The sequence below is a fragment of the Noviherbaspirillum sp. Root189 genome, assembly GCF_001428545.1.
GTDB lineage: Bacteria > Pseudomonadota > Gammaproteobacteria > Burkholderiales > Burkholderiaceae_D > Noviherbaspirillum.
In genome coordinates this window covers 262,202-279,401 of the sequence record NZ_LMHZ01000012.1, presented here as the reverse complement: position 1 = coordinate 279,401, position 17,200 = coordinate 262,202, and the positions used below count along the sequence as shown (strand labels likewise).

Genomic DNA, 17,200 nt, shown 5'->3' with positions numbered 1-17,200 from the left:
TTGTGTTGAGTGATCGAAGTCGCTGGATAAAGTCAGGATTTGGTCGCGCATTGACTGGACGGCGCCTTCCCCCTTGTAGGGGGAAGGTTGGGATGGGGGTGATGTGGTTATGCAGAAGCAGGCCCTTGCTCAACCTTCACACCCCACCCTAACCCTCCCCCTACAAGGGGGAGGGGATGTGACAATGGATGGTGCTGGAAGCCGTTTAACTTGTTTGCATAAGTGCATAAGCCTGTATCTCTGATCCGTCGGAACGGAACGTCAGAATGGACCGCTCGTCCTCAGCCTCACCCAGATCAGCTCATCGCCGAAGTAACCTTCAACACCTCATCCGCCGTCGTGGCACCTTCACTAATCTTGAGCGCGCCAGCGATCCGCAGCGGTTTCATGCCGTCCGCGATGCTCTGCTTGCGCAACGCATGGATGTCAGTCTCTTCCTTGATCAGCCGGGAGAAGGGTTGGGTGATGTTGAGCAGTTCGTACAAGCCGGTACGGCCGCGATAGCCGGTCTGGCGACAATCGGGGCAGCCGACAGGGCGGTAGATCTTGTCCGGCTTGGGCAGGTTCCAGCCTTCGGTCAGGCCGTTCCAGACATCGTCATTGAGTTCGCCGTCGGATTGCTTGCAGTCGGGGCAGAGCGTGCGCACCAGACGCTGCGCCATGATGCCGATCAGCGTGGCTTCAAGCAGGTAATACGGGACGCCCAGCTCGAGCAGACGCATCACGGCGGATGGGGCATCGTTGGTGTGCAGCGTCGATAGCACGAGGTGGCCGGTGAGGGCTGCCTGGATCGCCATCTCTGCCGTTTCAAGGTCGCGGATTTCGCCGACCATGATGATGTCCGGGTCTTGGCGCATCAGGGCGCGTACGCCGTCGGCAAAGGAGAGGTCGATGCCGTGCTGTACCTGCATCTGGTTGAACGAGCCTTCCACCATCTCGATCGGGTCTTCGACCGTGCAGACGTTGACTTCGGAAGTGGCCAATGCCTTGAGCGTGGTGTACAGCGTGGTGGTCTTGCCCGAGCCGGTCGGGCCGGTCACCAGGATGATGCCGTGTGGTCGCGTGGTCAACGCATCCCAGCGCTGCGCATCATCGATCGGGAAGCCGAGTTCGGGCAGGGTCTTGACCACGACATCGGGGTCGAAGATACGCATCACCAGCTTTTCGCCGAAGGCCGTCGGCAAGGTCGACAGACGCAATTCGATTTCCTGCCCGCCGCCAGTGCGTGTCTTGATGCGGCCGTCCTGCGGGCGGCGCTTCTCAATCACGTCCATGCGGCCAAGCAGTTTGATACGCGCGGTCATCGCGATCATGACAGCAATGGGTACCTGGTAGACCTGATGCAGGACGCCGTCGATACGAAAACGGATTACACCGAGGTCGCGTTTCGGTTCGAGGTGGATATCCGACGCGCGCTGTTCGAATGCGTATTGCCAGAGCCAGTCGACGATGTTGACGATGTGCTGGTCATTGGCATCGAGCGTCTTGTTGGCCTTGCCAAGTTCAACCAGCTGTTCGAAATTGCTGCGCAGCGAAACATCCTGATTGCCAAACTTGTTGGCGCCCTTGATGGACTTGGCCAGCGTGAAGAACTGGCTGGTGTACTGTGCGATGTCGAGCGGATTGGCGATGACCAGGCGAACATTGCGGCGCGTGATTTTCGAAATCTCGGCTTCCCATTCGACCGACAGCGGTTCTGCGGTGGCGACGATGACTTCGCTCTGCGTGAGTTCGACCGGAAGGATATTGAAGCGCGTGGCGTAGGTGGCGGACATGACATCGGCCACTTTGGTGAAATCGATCTTGAGCGGGTCGATGCGGAAGAAGGGCAGCTTGACCTTGCCCGCCATCCATTCGGTCAGCCAGTCCAGCGTCAGCAGCTTGTGCGGCGGCTGTGCGGACTGCACCTTGCACTGTGCGACGGCAGTTAGCGGATGCATGGTCATGGTAGCGTTGCGCAGCAGGGCCTGAGCCTGGTTGAACTGTGCCTTGACCTGCGCTTTTTCCACGATGCCATCGGCCAGCAGCCATGTGAAGATCTGCTGCAGGTCCAGTCCCCTGGACGCAGGCTTGGCCGTGCTTTGCGCCGGCTGTTCGACTCTCGCGTTCATTGCGCTGTATCCTTGGTTCTGGCTTGCCGCGCCACGTGCCAGGCCTTGAGCCCGTTGACCCACGACTTGGTGGGGAGTTTGGTCGCACTGGTGATCTGCTTGCCACGCTCGTGCAATGCGGCGAAGTCGAGTTCACGTTGCGTCTTGAAGGCGATCGCGACGACATTGCCCTCATGGACAGGTGCCAGACACATCACGTCAGCGAAGGCATAGCGCATGGCCTTGTAGTTCTTGTTGTAGCTGGGATGGTCGCCGAACAAGTTGACTGTGAGGATGCCCTGCGGCGTCAGGCAGGCGTTGCAGGCCTCATAAAACTCGGGTGTGTCGAGCACCGGGCCTTTGGCGGTCGCGTCATACAGGTCGACCTGCAATACATCCACGGTGCCGTGATTGGCCGGGTCGTTGACGAAGTCCAGCGCATCCATTTCGATCACGGCAAGGCGCTCGTCGTCTTCCGGCAGGCGGAACATCGAGCGGCAGACGGTGATCACGCCCGGATTCAGTTCGACGGCGGTCACATGGGCTTCGGGAAAATGCTTGTAGCTGAACTTGGTCAGCGCGCCGGTACCCAGGCCAAGCTGGACGATGCGATCCGGTTTTTCAATGAACAGCATCCAGGCCATCATCTGCTGTGCATATTCCAGTTCGATCCAGTCGGGTTTGCGGATACGCATCGCGCCCTGTATCCACTCGGTGCCGAAGTGCAGGAAGACGACGCCGTCCTGTTCCGACAGCGTGATGGGCGCGAATTTCGGCTTGCGCGGTTTGGCCGGCGCTTTCGCCTTGCCGGGACCGGCTTTGCGATTGGCTTGCGCTTCCATGGAATTGCGTTTGATGAGCATGGCTGATGTCTGACTAGGTCCGGCGAGATCCGGCGCCTTGGCCCTGTTAGGCTGAGACGCCCGGGAAATGTTTCTGCCATTCTACAGAATGATGTTCTTCCATTGCGCCAGTTTTTCGTCGAACGACAACTGGGCGTTGGCTGGAGAAGACGAGGGCAGGACCAATGTTTCAAATCCGGCATCGGCAAACTGGGGTGCAAATTTGCCGGAAGTCTTGCCGTTAAAGCAAACCCGGCGCAGCGTCCGGCATTGCTGCCGCAGGAGCGCAAAATCGTTGGCCTGCGCGCGGCGGATATCGGCATCCAGGCTGCCTTCCCGTTCGCAAAGTGCGATGACGTCCCACAAGCCTATGCCGTGAGAGAGCACTCGTTGCAGTCGTTGTTCATACGGCAAGCCTGTTATTGGGTCGTCCAGCACTGCCGACAGCAAGCGCCAGAACTGATTGCGGGGATGCGCATAGTATTGATCGGCCGCCAGCGAGGCAGCACCTGGAAAGCTGCCGAGGATGACGACGCGGGTCGAACGGTCGAGGACCGGCGGGAAGCCGGCAAGAAGGGCGGAAGGCACGGACGATGACATAGGGAAATTGTAGCAAGCGGGTCTGCGGGCAAGTGAAGGTTAATGTTATTGTTTGGGTCACAAGTACGGGCCGCGAGTTCCGCCGGATGCCATGTCGTCCGGGGTCGGTAAAGGACGCTGTCGCGGGCGCAATGACAGGCTTTTGATGGAGGTTGAACAATGACCAGGAAAGTCATGGTGATTACAGGCGGCAGCCGCGGCATTGGTGCCGCCACCGCCCAGTTGGCCGCGACGCGCGATTATGCGGTGTGCATCAGCTATGTGCGTAATCGCGACGCCGCCGAAGAAGTCGTGCGTGCCATTGAGAATTCCGGTGGGGAAGCGATCGCGGTACAGGCCGACGTTTCGTCGCAGGATGACGTGATCAAACTGTTCGAGGCGGCCGACGATACGCTCGGAACCATCGATGCGCTCGTCAACAACGCCGGCATCCTTGAGCACCAGATGCGCGTCGAGGATATGGATGCCGGGCGGTTGGCGCGCATCTTTGCCACTAATGTTACGGGTAGCTTCCTGTGTGCAAGGGAGGCAGTGCGTCGCATGTCGACCGCGCGCGGCGGCAAGGGCGGCGGGATCGTCAATGTGTCGTCGATTGCCGCTCGCCTCGGCGCCCCGGGAGAGTACGTCGACTATGCGGCATCGAAAGCAGCAATCGACGCCATGACAATCGGCCTGGCAAAAGAGGTCGCAGCCGAAGGCATACGCGTCAATGCTGTACGCCCGGGCGTGATCTATACGGAAATCCATGCCAGCGGCGGCGAACCGGGACGCGTTGACCGCGTCAAGGACGCGGTGCCGATGAAGCGTGGCGGCGATGCGGTGGAGGTCGCCAATGCAATTCTCTGGCTGCTGTCTGACCAGGCTTCTTATACGACCGGCTCTTTCATCGATGTCACAGGCGGACGCTAACACAGTGACATTGCCCGTTGCCGCAAAGGAGGGCCACACCAGCATGTACCTCTGGCACGGGAGCGCCATGTTGATCGGTCCCGGTATCGATTCGAGTCCGCATGCGCATTTTGCGGTGCAATTGACGCTTGGGCTGGACAAGCCATTCCGCGCCCGCCTCGGCCCTGATCAGCCCTGGATCGAAACGCGCGCCGCCGTGTTTGCGCCCAACCAGTTTCATCAGATCGATTGCGGCGGCGACATGCTGGCGCACCTGCTGGTGGAGTTGCCGCAGCGGCAGCAAACGGTATCGACGGTGATGCCGGCGCAGTACGATGCACTGCCGCATTTTGCGCAAGTGCGTGCTGCATTCGCAGCGGCGAGGCAGGGCCGACTCGACAGTGACATGGCGCGCGAGGCGGCGCAGCAATGGCTGCATTGCGCGATCCCGCAGGCGCAGTCGCCAACAGGTTTTGACCCGCGCATTGCCAGGGCGCTCGACTGGCTTGCCGCCAATCCGGGCAAAGAACCGGACGGGGCCTTGCTGGCTGCCGAAGTGCATTTGTCCGAGAGCCGGTTTACCCACCTGTTTCGCCAGCAGACCGGCATGTCGCTGTCGCGCTATCTGCTGTGGATGCGCCTGCTGGCCGGCGTGGCGGCAGTGGCCCGCGGCGAGAACATGACCAATGCGGCCCATCAGGCAGGCTTTGCCGACCTGGCGCATATGAGCCGCACGTTTCGCAGCACCTTTGGCGTGGTGCCGTCGGAACTGCAAAAGATGACGATTGCGTTCAAGCGGAACCCGGCATGACGTCTTAAGATGAGAATCGTATCGGCCCACAAGAGCCGGCGTATTCACATTGGAGACCCTCATGACCACCTTCTCGCATTCCCAGGAACGGCAGATCGATAGCCTGCTGGCAAAGTACGGCGAAAGCCACCTCAATCACACCAACGAAGTCATCCACTTCATCTGCATCCCGGCCATCGTGTTCTCTTTTCTGGGCATGATCTGGGCACTGCATCCGCTGGCCGCGGTCGCCGTGACAGTCGTGTCGCTGCTCTATTATTTCCGGCTTTCCGTTCCGTTTGCGATTGGCATGCTGCTGATGTCCGGCATCATGTTGTGGATCTTGTCGGTGCTGCCCCAGGCGCAGGTTCTTAAGGTGTCACTGGCGGTATTTGTCGTGGCGTGGATCGGTCAGTTCATCGGCCATAAGATTGAAGGCAAGAAGCCTTCCTTTTTTGACGATCTGCGTTTCCTGCTGATCGGGCCGCTATTTGTCCTGAGCTTCCTGTACCGCCGTTTCCGTATCGCCTACTGATCGCCGGCACATCATGAAAATTGCGGTTTTCGGCGCCGGTTCCATCGGCGTCTATGTCGGTGCATCGCTGATGGCTGCGGGTGCCGATGTCGTGCTGATCGGACGCAAGGCTATGGCCACGCGCATTGCGGCCGAGGGCGTGGCACTCACGGACCTGCATGGCGGGGAGGTGCGTCTTGATGGTGGCGGGATACCATTTTCTGAAGATCCATCGGCGCTTGCCGGCGCGGGGTTGGTCCTGGTGACGGTCAAGAGTGCGGATACCCGTGCCGCCGCACTGGCGATCAACTCACATGCAACGCCAGAGGCGCTGGTTCTCAGTCTGCAAAATGGGATCGGCAACGCAGACATTCTCAAGGAAGTGCTTTCCGGACATAAAGTCATTGGCGGCATGGTGCCATTCAACGTGGTGCAGATGCCCGGCAACCGGTTTCATCGGGGGACGGAAGGAGAGGTGATGGTTGCCGCTTCCGCTTCCCTGTCGCCGTGGCTGGACGTATTTCGCGCGGCACGCGTGCCGCTGGTTGAGCGTCAGGACTTCCTTGCCGTGCAATGGGGCAAGTTGCTGCTGAATCTTAATAATCCGGTCAATGCCTTGTCTGGCTTGCCGCTCAAGTCGGAGTTGTCGCAGCGGGCTTACCGACGCTGCCTGGCCTTGCTGATCGATGAGGCACTCGAGGTATTGAAGACTGCCGGCATCAAACCGGCCAAGGTCGCCCGTATCGGGCCGCATTTGCTGCCGCGCTTGTTGCGCCTGCCGGACTTCCTGTTTACCCGCATTGCGGCCGCAATGTTGCGTATTGATCCTGAGGCGCGTTCATCGATGTGGGAGGACATGCAGGCAGGGCGCAAGACCGAGATCGATTATCTCAATGGCGCCGTCGTGCGGCTCGCTGTGTCGGTGGGTCGCAAGGCGCCGGCGAATGAACGTATCGTTGCGCTCATCCATATCGCCGAGCAGCAAAGGGAGTTGGCCCTGGACGGCAAGGGCTTGCTGGATGCGTTGAAGACGGGGGCGCCTACGCTCGTACAGTCAGGGTCGTTGCACTGAGTAACATCGGCATTGCCGAATGACCCGGATGTCAATTTGCACCTGAACAACGGGCGCTATCTCACGATCTGCGATTTGAGCCGGATAGACCTCTTCTTTTCCATTGCGAAATATTGCATATTGCAGCGTTAACATTTCGCAAGCTCTTGCCGTGATGAAGGAGATTTCAATCAATTAATTGTTTCGGCTGCTCAATAACATGGAGGCTTCTACCATTAATTACAAATTAAAGGAGCGTCGACATGAGGAGAATGCGTCCCCCGGTTCTTAATAGTCTTCTTCTCACCATGTTGAGCGGGCTTGCTGCCTGCGGTGGAGGCACCGATAGCACCGGTGGGGGCGTAACAAGTCAGGGTGGGACAGGCAGTTCAAGTTTCGCGGCCGAGGCGGTTACCGTGACATGGACTAAATGTGCGGACGAATATGGGACGTGCTCCTTTTCGGGTACCACACAGGTTCGCTACGGATTGAACGGAACCTATGCAACGCGTACCGCTACAAGCAGTATCGGCTGCAATAATGAAGTATTCGGCGATCCGCTGCCAGGTGCGGATAAGATTTGCGAATTTGCGGTGACTACACCAACGCCGACGCCGACGCCCACTCCAACACCAACACCAACACCGACACCGACACCGACACCGACACCAACGCCAACGCCAACGCCAACGCCAACGCCAACGCCAACGCCAACGCCAACGCCAACGCCAACGCCAACGCCAACTTCCTGGACGAAGTGCGCGGACGAGTATGGAGTATGTTCGTTTAGCGGAACACGGACAGTGCGTTACGGGCTCAACGGAACCTATGCAACGCGTACCGCTACAAGCAGCATCGGCTGCAATAATGAAGTGTTCGGCGATCCGCTTCCTGGTGCAAACAAGATCTGCGAGTATGACTCGTCAACGCCGACACCGACACCCACTCCAACACCAACGCCCACTCCAACACCAACGCCAACGCCCACGCCAACACCCACACCCACACCCACACCCACACCGACCACGTGGACGAAGTGCGCGGATGAATATGGAACATGCACATTTACAGGGACGCGGACGGTGCGCTACGGACTCAATGGCACCTATGCAACACGGACGGCGACCGGTTCGATTGCCTGTAACAACGACGTGTTTGGCGATCCGCTACCGGGCGCCAACAAGATCTGCGAATACGGTTCCACGACACCGGCGCCCACACCGACTCCGACGCCTACTCCCACACCCACACCAACGCCGACCCCATCGCCAGGAACCGACTGCAGCGCCATCGTCGATCGCTGCTTCGACCTGACCGCACCCCAGGTGACGCGGTACAAGGGCGGCAAGGAAGCGGCCGCGTCTTACACATTCGACGACGGCTATGCATCAAGCGACAAGATCGCGGCGATATTTGAAAACCGTGGATTCAGGGCGACGTTCTACATCGTGCCGACGACAGTCGAAGGCATGACAGGCTGGGATTTCTGGAAGACCCTGCACAACAAGGGGCATGAGATCGGCAACCATTCGATGACGCATACGATTGACATGTCCGATCCGACGCTCAGCGATCAGACTCTCAATACCGAGATCAATGGTGCGCAGCAATTGATCGAGCAGAAGCTGGGCGTACGTCCATTGACGTTTGCCTTCCCGTGGCACCAATACACAAGCAAAGCCTTCTCCATCGCCAGTCAGAATCACTTTTCCGTGCGTCAGAAGGAAATCAGCGAAAGTAACTATGCGTTTGCGTTCTTCGACCAGGACCATACGGCGACGCTTGCAGAGGCGCTCGCGATTGCAAATAATCAGTTGACCGACATGGTGAATTCCGGCGGGTGGCTGGTGGCGGGCGGCCATGGTGTCGATGGCAATGGATGGAGCCCGGTGACGTCGCAATTCCTGCAGGATCACTTGAGCCATGCAAGTCAGTATGCGTCCAGACTGTGGATTGATACCTACGCGAATGTTGCCCGCTATCGCCTGTGCCGGCCGCAGGTGACGCCCACTGCAACCGCATCGTCGTCAAGCAGGGCGACCGTACAACTCGCGGGAAGCTTCAATGCAGGCGTGTGCAATGCGCCTCTGACGGTGGGATTGCCAATCAAGGAGCCGTTGAAGGGGCAGGTGCAGGTGCGTAACAGTGTCGGGAACACGGTGGCATCGACAATCTCCGGCGGGAAATTGCTGTTTGATGTGCGGCCTGGGGAGACGGTGACGGTGGACGTGACGCCGTGATGTAATGCTTGTGAAATATTGAATGATGGGTAAATAAAAAGCGGGGTGTTGAAGCCCCGCTTTTTATTTCGATTGATCGGACAAATTAGTCCAGCCACAACCGCAGGTCAAAAATGGTTGAGGGCCGCTCCGTAAAGCTCCTTCCTCCTTCCAGGGGGAAGGTTGGGATGGGGGTGGAATGGTTGGTCGATCGATTGTGATTATTCGACCGCATCACCCCCTCCCTAGCCCTCCCCCTAAAAAGGGGAGGTGATCTTACGGCGCGTACTGGCAGGAGATTGAAACGGCCAGAGCAGTATGTAATTCATCGAAGCTTCGCACACGATGAGCCGACATGCGCAGGAAAAAATCCGTTCCCTTACTTCCCGGCCATCCCGAGCAACATCTCATTCAACCGCTTCACAAACCCGGCCGGATCCGCAAGGTTGCCACCTTCGGCCAGCGTCGCCTGATCAAACAGGATATGCGCCCAGTCGTTGAACTTCGCTTCCTCGTACTTCAGTCGCTGAACCAATGCATGGTCAGGGTTGATCTCAAGGATGGGCTTGGACTCGGGCGCGTTCTGGCCGGCCGCCTTCAGCATGCGCAGCAGGTTGCCGGACAACTCATGCTCGTCCGCGACCAGGCAGGCCGGGGAATCGGTAAGACGGAACGTCACGCGCACATCCTTGGCTTTGTCGGACAAGGCAGTCTTCATCTTCTCGACCAGTTCCTTGTACTGGGTCTCGGTTTCTTCATGCTGTTTCTTCTCGGTCTCGTCTTCGAGTTTGCCGAGGTCAAGGTCGCCCTTCGCCACCGATGCCAGTTCCTTGCCTTCCACTTCGTGCAGGAAGGACAGCATCCATTCGTCGACACGATCGGTCAGGAGCAGGACTTCAACACCTTTCTTGCGGAAGATTTCAAGATGCGGGCTGTTTTTCGCCGCCGCATAGTTGTCGGCAGTGACGTAGTAAATCTTGTCCTGGCCCTCCTTCATGCGGCCGATGTACTCTTCAAAGGAAACGGTCTGTGCATCGCTATCATTGTGAGTCGATGCAAAACGCAGCAGCTTGGCGATACGTTCCTTGTTGGCCTGGTCTTCGCCCACGCCTTCCTTGAGCACCTGGCCAAATTCGGTCCAGAATTTTGTGTACTTGTCCTTCTGTGCCTGGTCTTCGCTGTTGGCGAGTTCTTCCAGCAGGCCCAGCACGCGCTTGGTCGAGCCTTCACGGATGACCTTGACGTCGCGCGACTCCTGCAGGATTTCACGTGAGACATTGAGCGGCAGGTCGGCGGAGTCGATCACGCCTTTCACGAAGCGCAGGTAGACCGGCATCAGCTGTTCGGCGTCGTCCATGATGAAGACGCGCTTGACGTACAGCTTGATGCCGCCGCGCTTGTTGCGGTCCCACAGGTCGAACGGCGCACGGGCAGGGATGTAGAGCAGCTGGGTATATTCGCTGCGTCCCTCGACGCGGTTATGGGTATAGGCTAGCGGCGCCTCGAAGTCATGCGAGACGTGCTTGTAGAATTCTTCATACTGCTCGGCTGTGATGTCGGATTTGCTGCGGCTCCAGAGAGCGCTCGCCTGGTTGACCGTCTCGAATTCGTCCTTGACGACGGTTTCCTTTTTCTCTTCGTCCCATTCTTCTTTCTGCATCAGGATGGGCAGCGAGATATGGTCGGAATACTTGCGGATGATGGACTTCAGCTTCCAGACCGACAGGAACTCGTCTTCGCCTTCGCGCAGGTGCAGGGTGATATCGGTACCGCGTGTCGCTTTTTCGATCGGTTCGACGCTGAAGTCGCCTTCACCGCCGGATTCCCAGCGTACGCCCTGGTCAGCGGGCAGGCCGGCGCGGCGGCTGTCGACCGTGATGCGGTCGGCAACAATGAAGGCCGAATAGAAGCCGACGCCAAACTGGCCGATCAGTGCCGCGTCCTTTTGCTGGTCGCCGGACAGTCTCGAAAAGAATTCCTTGGTGCCCGATTTGGCAATGGTGCCGAGGTGCTCGATCGCCTCGTCGCGGCTCATGCCGATGCCGTTGTCGGAAATAGTGATGGTGCGTGCCGCCTTGTCGAAAGTGACCTTGATCTTCAGGTCCGGATCGTTTTCAAACAGGGCGTTGTTGTTGATTGCTTCAAAGCGCAGTTTGTCCGATGCATCCGAAGCGTTGGAAATCAGTTCCCGCAAAAATATTTCCTTGTTGGAGTACAAGGAATGAATCATCAATTGCAGCAGTTGCTTGACTTCTGCCTGAAAACCTAGGGTTTGCTTTTCGGCTACGACCATTTTTACCTCGAAATCAATGAAAGAAATGTCAGGGGCCAAACCTGCACATTCCCGGAAAGGATTCCAAATCCACGCACCGGGCAGTGTTGGTATGACAACTCCTGCCAGTTGGGGATAGTTTAGCCAATTTCAAGACCCTGAATGTCCGTAGGCAACCCGATATTGAGGGCATTCAGGGTTTTCCCAGTTCCCGCTCGAGAAAGCGCAGCACCGACACATCGCTTGCCGAGGCGACATTGACGCGCATCCGTGTGGATGGCAGCTGGCTCGGCGAGAACAGGCTGCCTGGGGCCAGCAGAATCCCTTGTTCCAGCGCTTTTTCGGTCAGCACATGGGTGTCGCGCCCGGTGTCGGCCCAGACAAACATGCCGGCGGGCGTGGTGATATCGATGGTCAGGCCGACCCGTTCCAGCTGTTTGACGGTCTTGTCGCGCACTGTATCGAGTTTGCCCCGTAGCCGGTCGACATGCTTGCGGTAATGACCTTCGGACAGGATCTTGTAGACGATGCGTTCGCCAATATCGGAAGTCGTCAGGGTTGACAGCATTTTGCGATCGGACAGGCGCTTGGCCATGTCTTCCGAGGTGGCGATGAAGCCGACCCGCAGGTTGGCGGCCAGCGTCTTGGAAAATCCGCCCAGGTAAATGACGCGGTTCAGCTGGTCCAGCGAGGCAATGCGGGTTGCCGGCTGTACCGCGCTACCGGGATGCAGGTCGCAATAAATGTCATCCTCGACAATCGTGAAATCGTGTTGTTCGGCGATTTTCAGGATCTGGAAGGCTTTGGCGGCCGACAGTGAGGTCGACGTCGGATTGTGCAGCACGGAATTGATCACATAGAAGCGCGGTTTGTGCACCGCCGCCAGCTCGGCCAGCTTGGCGATATCCGGTCCGTCCGGCAGACGCGGAATGCCTACCACCTTGGCGCCAAGCGTGGCGAACGAGCCGAACATCAGAAACCATGCAGGATCATCGACAAAGATGGTATCTCCGGGCTGCGCAAAATGGCGGGCCACCAGGTCCAGGCCTTGCGTGATACCGGACGTGGTGACGATTTGTTCGGGTGTCGCCGCGATTTCCAGCTCCGCCAGCTTCAACTGCAATTGCTGGCGCAAGGGCAGAAAGCCTTGTGGATTGCCATACTGCAGCAATAGGCTCAGGTTTTGCCGGCTGATCGCACGCAAGCCATTGGCAATCAGTTCTCCGTCCAGCCAGTCGCTGGGCAGCAAACCTGAACCGGGAGTGTGCTGGGCCGGATACTGACGGAACATGTTGCGCACCAGCCAGACTACATCCAGTTGTTGTGGCGGCATTTCAGCAGGACGGGCGTTGCCTGCCGCGATCATCGGCGAACGTTCCCGCACATAGAAACCCGAGCCGCGCCGGGATTCCATATACCCTTTGGCCACGAGCCTGTCATATGCCTCCACCACGGTAAAGCGCGATACGCCATGCGTCTCGGCGAATTGCCGAATCGACGGCATGCGCGCCCCGCTGCGCAATAACTTGTCGTCTATCCGCGCTTCAATGGAACGCACGATCTGGTCGACCAGCGATTCGCCTCCTTCCCGAGACAAGGTCTGCGAGCTGACTACGCTGAGTGCGGCGGCTTTACGCGAATTGGCTGTATTGGTCATTTTGCCGTGACAGTGATAAAGATTATTTGAAGAACTGTACTGGTACTGTATTGGTTTTGTCGATTAGCATAGTCCAACCTTCTTTACACTGCAACCGAAAGCCGACGATGACCATGCCGCTCCCGACCCGCGAACAACTTGGCGCTGCGGCGCGGATTATTTATCGGGCGATGCCTGCAACACCGCAGTATTCGTGGCCGCTGCTCAATGAGGCGCTGGGTACCGAGGCTTGGATAAAGCACGAAAACCATACGCCGACCGGTGCTTTCAAGGTACGTGGCGGACTGGTGTACATGCATGAACTGGCAAGGCGTGCGCCGCATGTACGCGGCGTGATTTCAGCTACGCGCGGCAATCATGGCCAGTCCGTCGCATTTGCCTGCGGACGCCAGGGGATGCAAGCCACCATCGTGGTCCCTCACGGCAACAGCAAGGAAAAGAATGCGGCGATGCGCGCACTTGGCGCCAAGCTGATTGAACATGGCAAGGAATTTCAGGAAAGCCGCGAACACGCTGTCCAGCTGGCCGAGGAACAAGGTCTGCACATGATCTCTTCCTGTCACCATGACTTGATCAACGGTGTGGCCAGTTACTGGATGGAGCTCTTCTCCGCGCAGCCAGATCTTGACACGGTGTTTGTTCCGATCGGGCAGGGCTCCGGCATCTGCGGCGCGATCGCGGCGCGGCACGCGCTAGGCTTGTCGACCCGGATTGTCGGTGTGGTTTCCGCGCATGCGCTGGCCTACAAGCTCTCTTACGAACAAAAGCGCAAGCTGGAATCGCCGGTGACGACCATTACTGCGGACGGCATGGCATGCCGCGTCCCGGATGAAGCATCGCTGGCATGGATTACCCGCTATGCCGACGACGTGGTGGCGGTCACCGACGATGAAGTTGAAGCGGCCATGCGCTTGTATTTCATGGCGACGCACAATGTCGCGGAAGGGGCGGGCGCCGCGCCGCTGGCTGCCGCGATGCAGATGAAGTCCCGGCTGGCGGGCCGCAAGATCGGCATCCCGCTGTGCGGAGGCAACGTCGATGGCGAACAGTTTACGCGCGTCCTGCACGGGCAGCCACGTACTTCATAATACTTTTGGAAATTGCCATGGAATCATTGCTGCCTCTCGCACTGTTTGCCTTTGTCTCGTCGATCACGCCCGGACCGAATAACATCATGCTGACTTCGTCCGGCATCCTGTTCGGCTTCCAGCGTTCGATTCCGCACATGCTGGGAATTACCTTCGGCTTCGGCATCATGCTGGCGCTTTGCGCCGCAGGTGTCGGCAGTTTGTTATTGACGGTCCCGGCAATTCATATCGTGCTCAAGGTATTAGGTTCGACCTATCTAGTCTATCTTGCGTGGAATTTGCGCAGCATGGCCTTCCGTCAGGATGAAAATCAGCATGCACGGCCAATGTCCTTCATGGGCGCGGCGCTGTTCCAGTTTGCCAACCCGAAGGCATGGGTCATGGCGGTGACAGGTGCATCGGCTTTCCTGCCGCTGATGCAGCCGGTATGGTTTGCGATTGCCTTGTTCTGCATCGTTTTCTGTGCCGTCAATCTGCCGTGCATCGGCATCTGGGCCGGTACAGGAGCGGCATTGCGTCGCTATCTTGCGCAACCACGCTGGCAGCGTTTGTTCTGCGTGATGATGGTGCTATTGACCTTGTATTCCGCCGTGGCGATCTGGCTGTGAATGTGTCACGTCGTAAACAATTAAGCACGTAGCGAGTAAGCAGGCACGCACCTAAACGAATAAGCACGTACCAGGGGAAAGCAGATGAGCGCAACAATGAGCCAGGAAAATCGTGGCATGTGGATGGGCATGGTGGGCGTGGCGATCTTCAGCCTGACCTTGCCTTTTACCCGGATGGCAGTGACGGAACTGAATCCGGTGCTGGTCGCGCTGGGGCGTGCCGTCGTGGCAGCCATGGGCTCCGCCGCATTGCTCTGGTGGGTGCGTGCGCCGCGTCCCACACCAAGACAATGGCGTGCGTTGACTATCACTTCACTCGGTGTGGTGGTCGGCTTCCCGGTATTTAGCTCGATTGCCATGCGTTATGTGCCGGCGTCGCATGGCGCGGTTGTCATCGGAATTCTGCCACTTGCCACGGCGCTGTTTGGCGCATTGCGTTTTGGCGAACGCCCTTCCGCCGGCTTCTGGATTGCCGCTTTTTTCGGCAGTGCAGTGGTCGTCGGTTTTGCGTTGTGGCAGGGCGGAGGCGAATTCCATGTCGCCGACCTGGCGCTGTTTGCCGCGGTCATCGCCGCCGCGATGGGCTATGCAGAAGGTGGACGCCTGTCGCAATCGATGGGAGGACAGCAGGTCATATCATGGGCGCTGGTGCTTTCAATGCCGATTCTGCTCCCGATCACCGTCTGGCTTTGCTGGAATTACGGTCTGGACGCCTCTCCGCGCGCATGGATAGGATTTGGTTATGTGTCCTTATTTTCGATGTTTATTGGGTTCTTCTTTTGGTATAAAGGCTTGGCCCTTGGCGGTATCGCACGTGTAGGACAGGTGCAACTCCTGCAGCCTTTCCTGACGCTCATCGGTGCCGCCCTGATTCTTGGCGAAGCGCTGGATGCGCGAAACTTCCTGTTTGCGATTGCCGTCGTTGCCGTCGTCGCGGTCGGCAGGCGGATGAGTATCCGGCGTTGAGTCGTTGACAGTTAGAATGCTTGTCCATGCCATCCGTTTCATTCGTTTGGCAATCCATTTGGCAATCCGTTCGACAACCCGTTACTGGAGAATACCGTGTCCTATTACGACAAACTCAAAACCCTCAATATCGAACTGCCCGCCGTTGCCGCACCCGCAGCCGCCTATGTGATGTACGCACAGACTGGCAATACGGTCTTCCTTTCCGGCCACATTGCCAAGAAGGATGGCAAGCCCTGGGTCGGCCAGCTCGGCAAGAACATGGCGACCGAAGAGGGCAAGCAGGCCGCACGCGCGATCGCCATCGATCTGATGGCGACACTGCAGGCTGCCTGCGGCGGTGACCTCAATCGCGTCAGGCGCATCGTCAAAGTGATGAGCCTGGTGAACTCCACATCGGAATTCACCGAGCAGCACCTGGTGACCAACGGCGCATCCGAACTGTTCGGCGAAGTCTTCGGCGAGGCAGGCAAGCATGCCCGTTCTGCCTTCGGCGTCGCGCAAATCCCGATGGGCGCTTGCGTTGAAATTGAACTGATCGCGGAAATCGCGTGATGTTGCGTGATGTTGCGTTAACACCCGGACAGAGTTAAAACCGACGGAGCACACATGATCCAGCGCCGATTCAGGCAAGTCGATGTCTTCACCACGCTGCCTTACCAGGGCAATCCGGTTGCCGTCATTCTGGATGGGGACGGCTTGACGACCGAACAGATGCAGACGATTGCGCGCTGGACCAACCTTTCCGAAACGACCTTTGTCTGTGCGGCCACCGATCCCTCGGCCGATTACCGGTTGCGTATCTTTTGTCCTGCCAGCGAAATGCGTTTTGCCGGGCATCCCACCATCGGCAGCGCGCACGCCTTGCTGACATCAGGCTTCAGCCCGAAACAGGAAGGAATGCTGGTGCAGGAATGTGGGGTTGGGTTGGTCAATCTGAAGACTGCTCCGGATGGTGTCTCGATCGCCTTGCCCAAAGCGCATTTCAAAGAAGTTGACGAGGCGGCACGCACCGCCGTCGAGGACGCGATCGGCGCACCGCTGCTGGAAACACCGGTGATTGTCGATCTTGGCGTAGCCTGGTTGACCGCCCAGGTCGCGAGCGGCGAGGCATTGCGTCAACTGAAACCATCCATGGAAGCCATTTCCGCGGTCGCACGGCGCGTCGGCGCCAACGGTCTCAATCTGTTTGGGCTGGACGGCGATACGCCGGAAGTCCGTTCGTTTGCCCCGCATGAAGGAACGCCGGAAGACCCGGTTTGCGGCAGCGGCAATGGGGCGGTGGCCTATTACCTGCGGCAGCGGCGTGGCGCGGTGGACTACCAGGCACGGCAAGGCAGGTGCGTCGGCCGTGATGGACATATCCGTGTCGTGCATGATGGCGACGCCATCTGGCTTGGTGGCCAGGCGGTGAACTGTATTGAGGGATACATCGTTGCCTAGACCAGTCATGCGCAGCTTCAGCAATACAGGCAGTCGCGGGGTATTACTGGCAATCGTTGGTAATACAAGCGGCAGCCAGCGGCAACTACTTGCAAAATTTTGCGGTTCCGGCGAACGATCAAAACCGGGATCGCGCTGCATGCACTACAATCTCCATTCCGGCCGGCGTCTA

Annotated in this window: 16 protein-coding genes; 11 read left to right on the top strand and 5 right to left on the bottom strand. The window is 58.4% G+C overall.

Annotated features, from left to right (window positions below; translation table 11 throughout):
• Positions 1 to 296: 296 nt before the first annotated feature.
• The 3 genes from ASE07_RS09135 to ASE07_RS09125 all read right to left on the bottom strand — a co-directional run bounded on the left by ASE07_RS09135 (position 297) and on the right by ASE07_RS09125 (position 3,532).
• Positions 297 to 2,111 (bottom strand): GspE/PulE family protein, encoded by a 1,815-nt coding sequence (locus ASE07_RS09135; protein ID WP_057290486.1) that lies wholly within the window; start codon positions 2,109 to 2,111, stop codon positions 297 to 299.
• Positions 2,108 to 2,953: a spermidine synthase gene (locus ASE07_RS09130; protein WP_057290485.1), complete on the bottom strand. Its 846-nt coding sequence runs from the start codon at positions 2,951 to 2,953 to the stop codon at positions 2,108 to 2,110. Before ASE07_RS09130 ends, ASE07_RS09135 begins: the two co-directional genes overlap by 4 nt.
• 81 nt (positions 2,954 to 3,034) lie before the next feature.
• Positions 3,035 to 3,532 carry a DNA-deoxyinosine glycosylase gene (locus ASE07_RS09125; RefSeq protein ID WP_057290484.1) on the bottom strand — a complete coding sequence of 166 codons (498 nt, stop codon included), beginning with the start codon at positions 3,530 to 3,532 and terminating at the stop codon, positions 3,035 to 3,037.
• A gap of 159 nt (positions 3,533 to 3,691) precedes the next feature.
• Between ASE07_RS09125 and ASE07_RS09120 the strand changes: the two genes are divergently transcribed.
• The 6 genes from ASE07_RS09120 (at position 3,692) to ASE07_RS27970 (ending at position 9,015) form a co-directional block, all read left to right on the top strand.
• Entirely contained in the window at positions 3,692 to 4,441 is a 750-nt protein-coding gene (locus ASE07_RS09120) for an SDR family oxidoreductase (RefSeq protein WP_057290483.1), read from the top strand.
• A gap of 43 nt (positions 4,442 to 4,484) precedes the next feature.
• Positions 4,485 to 5,231 (top strand): helix-turn-helix domain-containing protein, encoded by a 747-nt coding sequence (locus ASE07_RS09115; RefSeq protein ID WP_057290482.1) that lies wholly within the window; start codon positions 4,485 to 4,487, stop codon positions 5,229 to 5,231.
• Positions 5,232 to 5,292: 61 nt separating this feature from the next.
• On the top strand, positions 5,293 to 5,745 hold the full coding sequence (locus ASE07_RS09110; RefSeq protein WP_057290481.1) for an Mpo1 family 2-hydroxy fatty acid dioxygenase: 453 nt from the start codon (positions 5,293 to 5,295) through the stop codon (positions 5,743 to 5,745).
• Positions 5,746 to 5,758: 13 nt separating this feature from the next.
• Positions 5,759 to 6,796 carry a 2-dehydropantoate 2-reductase gene (locus ASE07_RS09105; RefSeq protein ID WP_082584028.1) on the top strand — a complete coding sequence of 346 codons (1,038 nt, stop codon included), beginning with the start codon at positions 5,759 to 5,761 and terminating at the stop codon, positions 6,794 to 6,796.
• Between the two features lie 559 nt (positions 6,797 to 7,355).
• Entirely contained in the window at positions 7,356 to 7,565 is a 210-nt protein-coding gene (locus ASE07_RS29410) for a hypothetical protein (protein WP_156396485.1), read from the top strand.
• A gap of 13 nt (positions 7,566 to 7,578) precedes the next feature.
• Positions 7,579 to 9,015, top strand: coding sequence for a polysaccharide deacetylase family protein (locus tag ASE07_RS27970; RefSeq protein ID WP_156396483.1), 1,437 nt, complete (start codon positions 7,579 to 7,581; stop codon positions 9,013 to 9,015).
• Between the two features lie 358 nt (positions 9,016 to 9,373).
• Here ASE07_RS27970 and htpG read toward each other — a convergent pair whose 3' ends face one another.
• Positions 9,374 to 11,287 (bottom strand): molecular chaperone HtpG, encoded by a 1,914-nt coding sequence (htpG, locus tag ASE07_RS09090; protein ID WP_057290581.1) that lies wholly within the window; start codon positions 11,285 to 11,287, stop codon positions 9,374 to 9,376.
• Positions 11,288 to 11,459: 172 nt separating this feature from the next.
• Positions 11,460 to 12,923 carry an aminotransferase-like domain-containing protein gene (locus ASE07_RS09085; RefSeq protein WP_057290478.1) on the bottom strand — a complete coding sequence of 488 codons (1,464 nt, stop codon included), beginning with the start codon at positions 12,921 to 12,923 and terminating at the stop codon, positions 11,460 to 11,462.
• Between the two features lie 113 nt (positions 12,924 to 13,036).
• Here ASE07_RS09085 and ASE07_RS09080 point away from each other — a divergent pair, with 113 nt between their 5' ends.
• The 5 genes from ASE07_RS09080 to ASE07_RS09060 all read left to right on the top strand — a co-directional run bounded on the left by ASE07_RS09080 (position 13,037) and on the right by ASE07_RS09060 (position 17,028).
• Entirely contained in the window at positions 13,037 to 14,011 is a 975-nt protein-coding gene (locus tag ASE07_RS09080; RefSeq protein WP_442946059.1) for a threonine dehydratase, read from the top strand.
• Positions 14,012 to 14,028: 17 nt separating this feature from the next.
• Positions 14,029 to 14,619, top strand: coding sequence for a LysE family translocator (locus tag ASE07_RS09075; RefSeq protein ID WP_057290476.1), 591 nt, complete (start codon positions 14,029 to 14,031; stop codon positions 14,617 to 14,619).
• 84 nt (positions 14,620 to 14,703) lie between these two features.
• Positions 14,704 to 15,585 (top strand): DMT family transporter, encoded by an 882-nt coding sequence (locus tag ASE07_RS09070; RefSeq protein ID WP_057290475.1) that lies wholly within the window; start codon positions 14,704 to 14,706, stop codon positions 15,583 to 15,585.
• 96 nt (positions 15,586 to 15,681) lie between these two features.
• Positions 15,682 to 16,140, top strand: a complete 459-nt coding sequence (locus ASE07_RS09065) for a RidA family protein (RefSeq protein ID WP_057290474.1) — start codon at positions 15,682 to 15,684, stop codon at positions 16,138 to 16,140.
• A 54-nt stretch (positions 16,141 to 16,194) separates the two neighbouring features.
• Positions 16,195 to 17,028, top strand: a complete 834-nt coding sequence (locus ASE07_RS09060) for a PhzF family phenazine biosynthesis protein (protein ID WP_057290473.1) — start codon at positions 16,195 to 16,197, stop codon at positions 17,026 to 17,028.
• Positions 17,029 to 17,200: the final 172 nt, after the last annotated feature.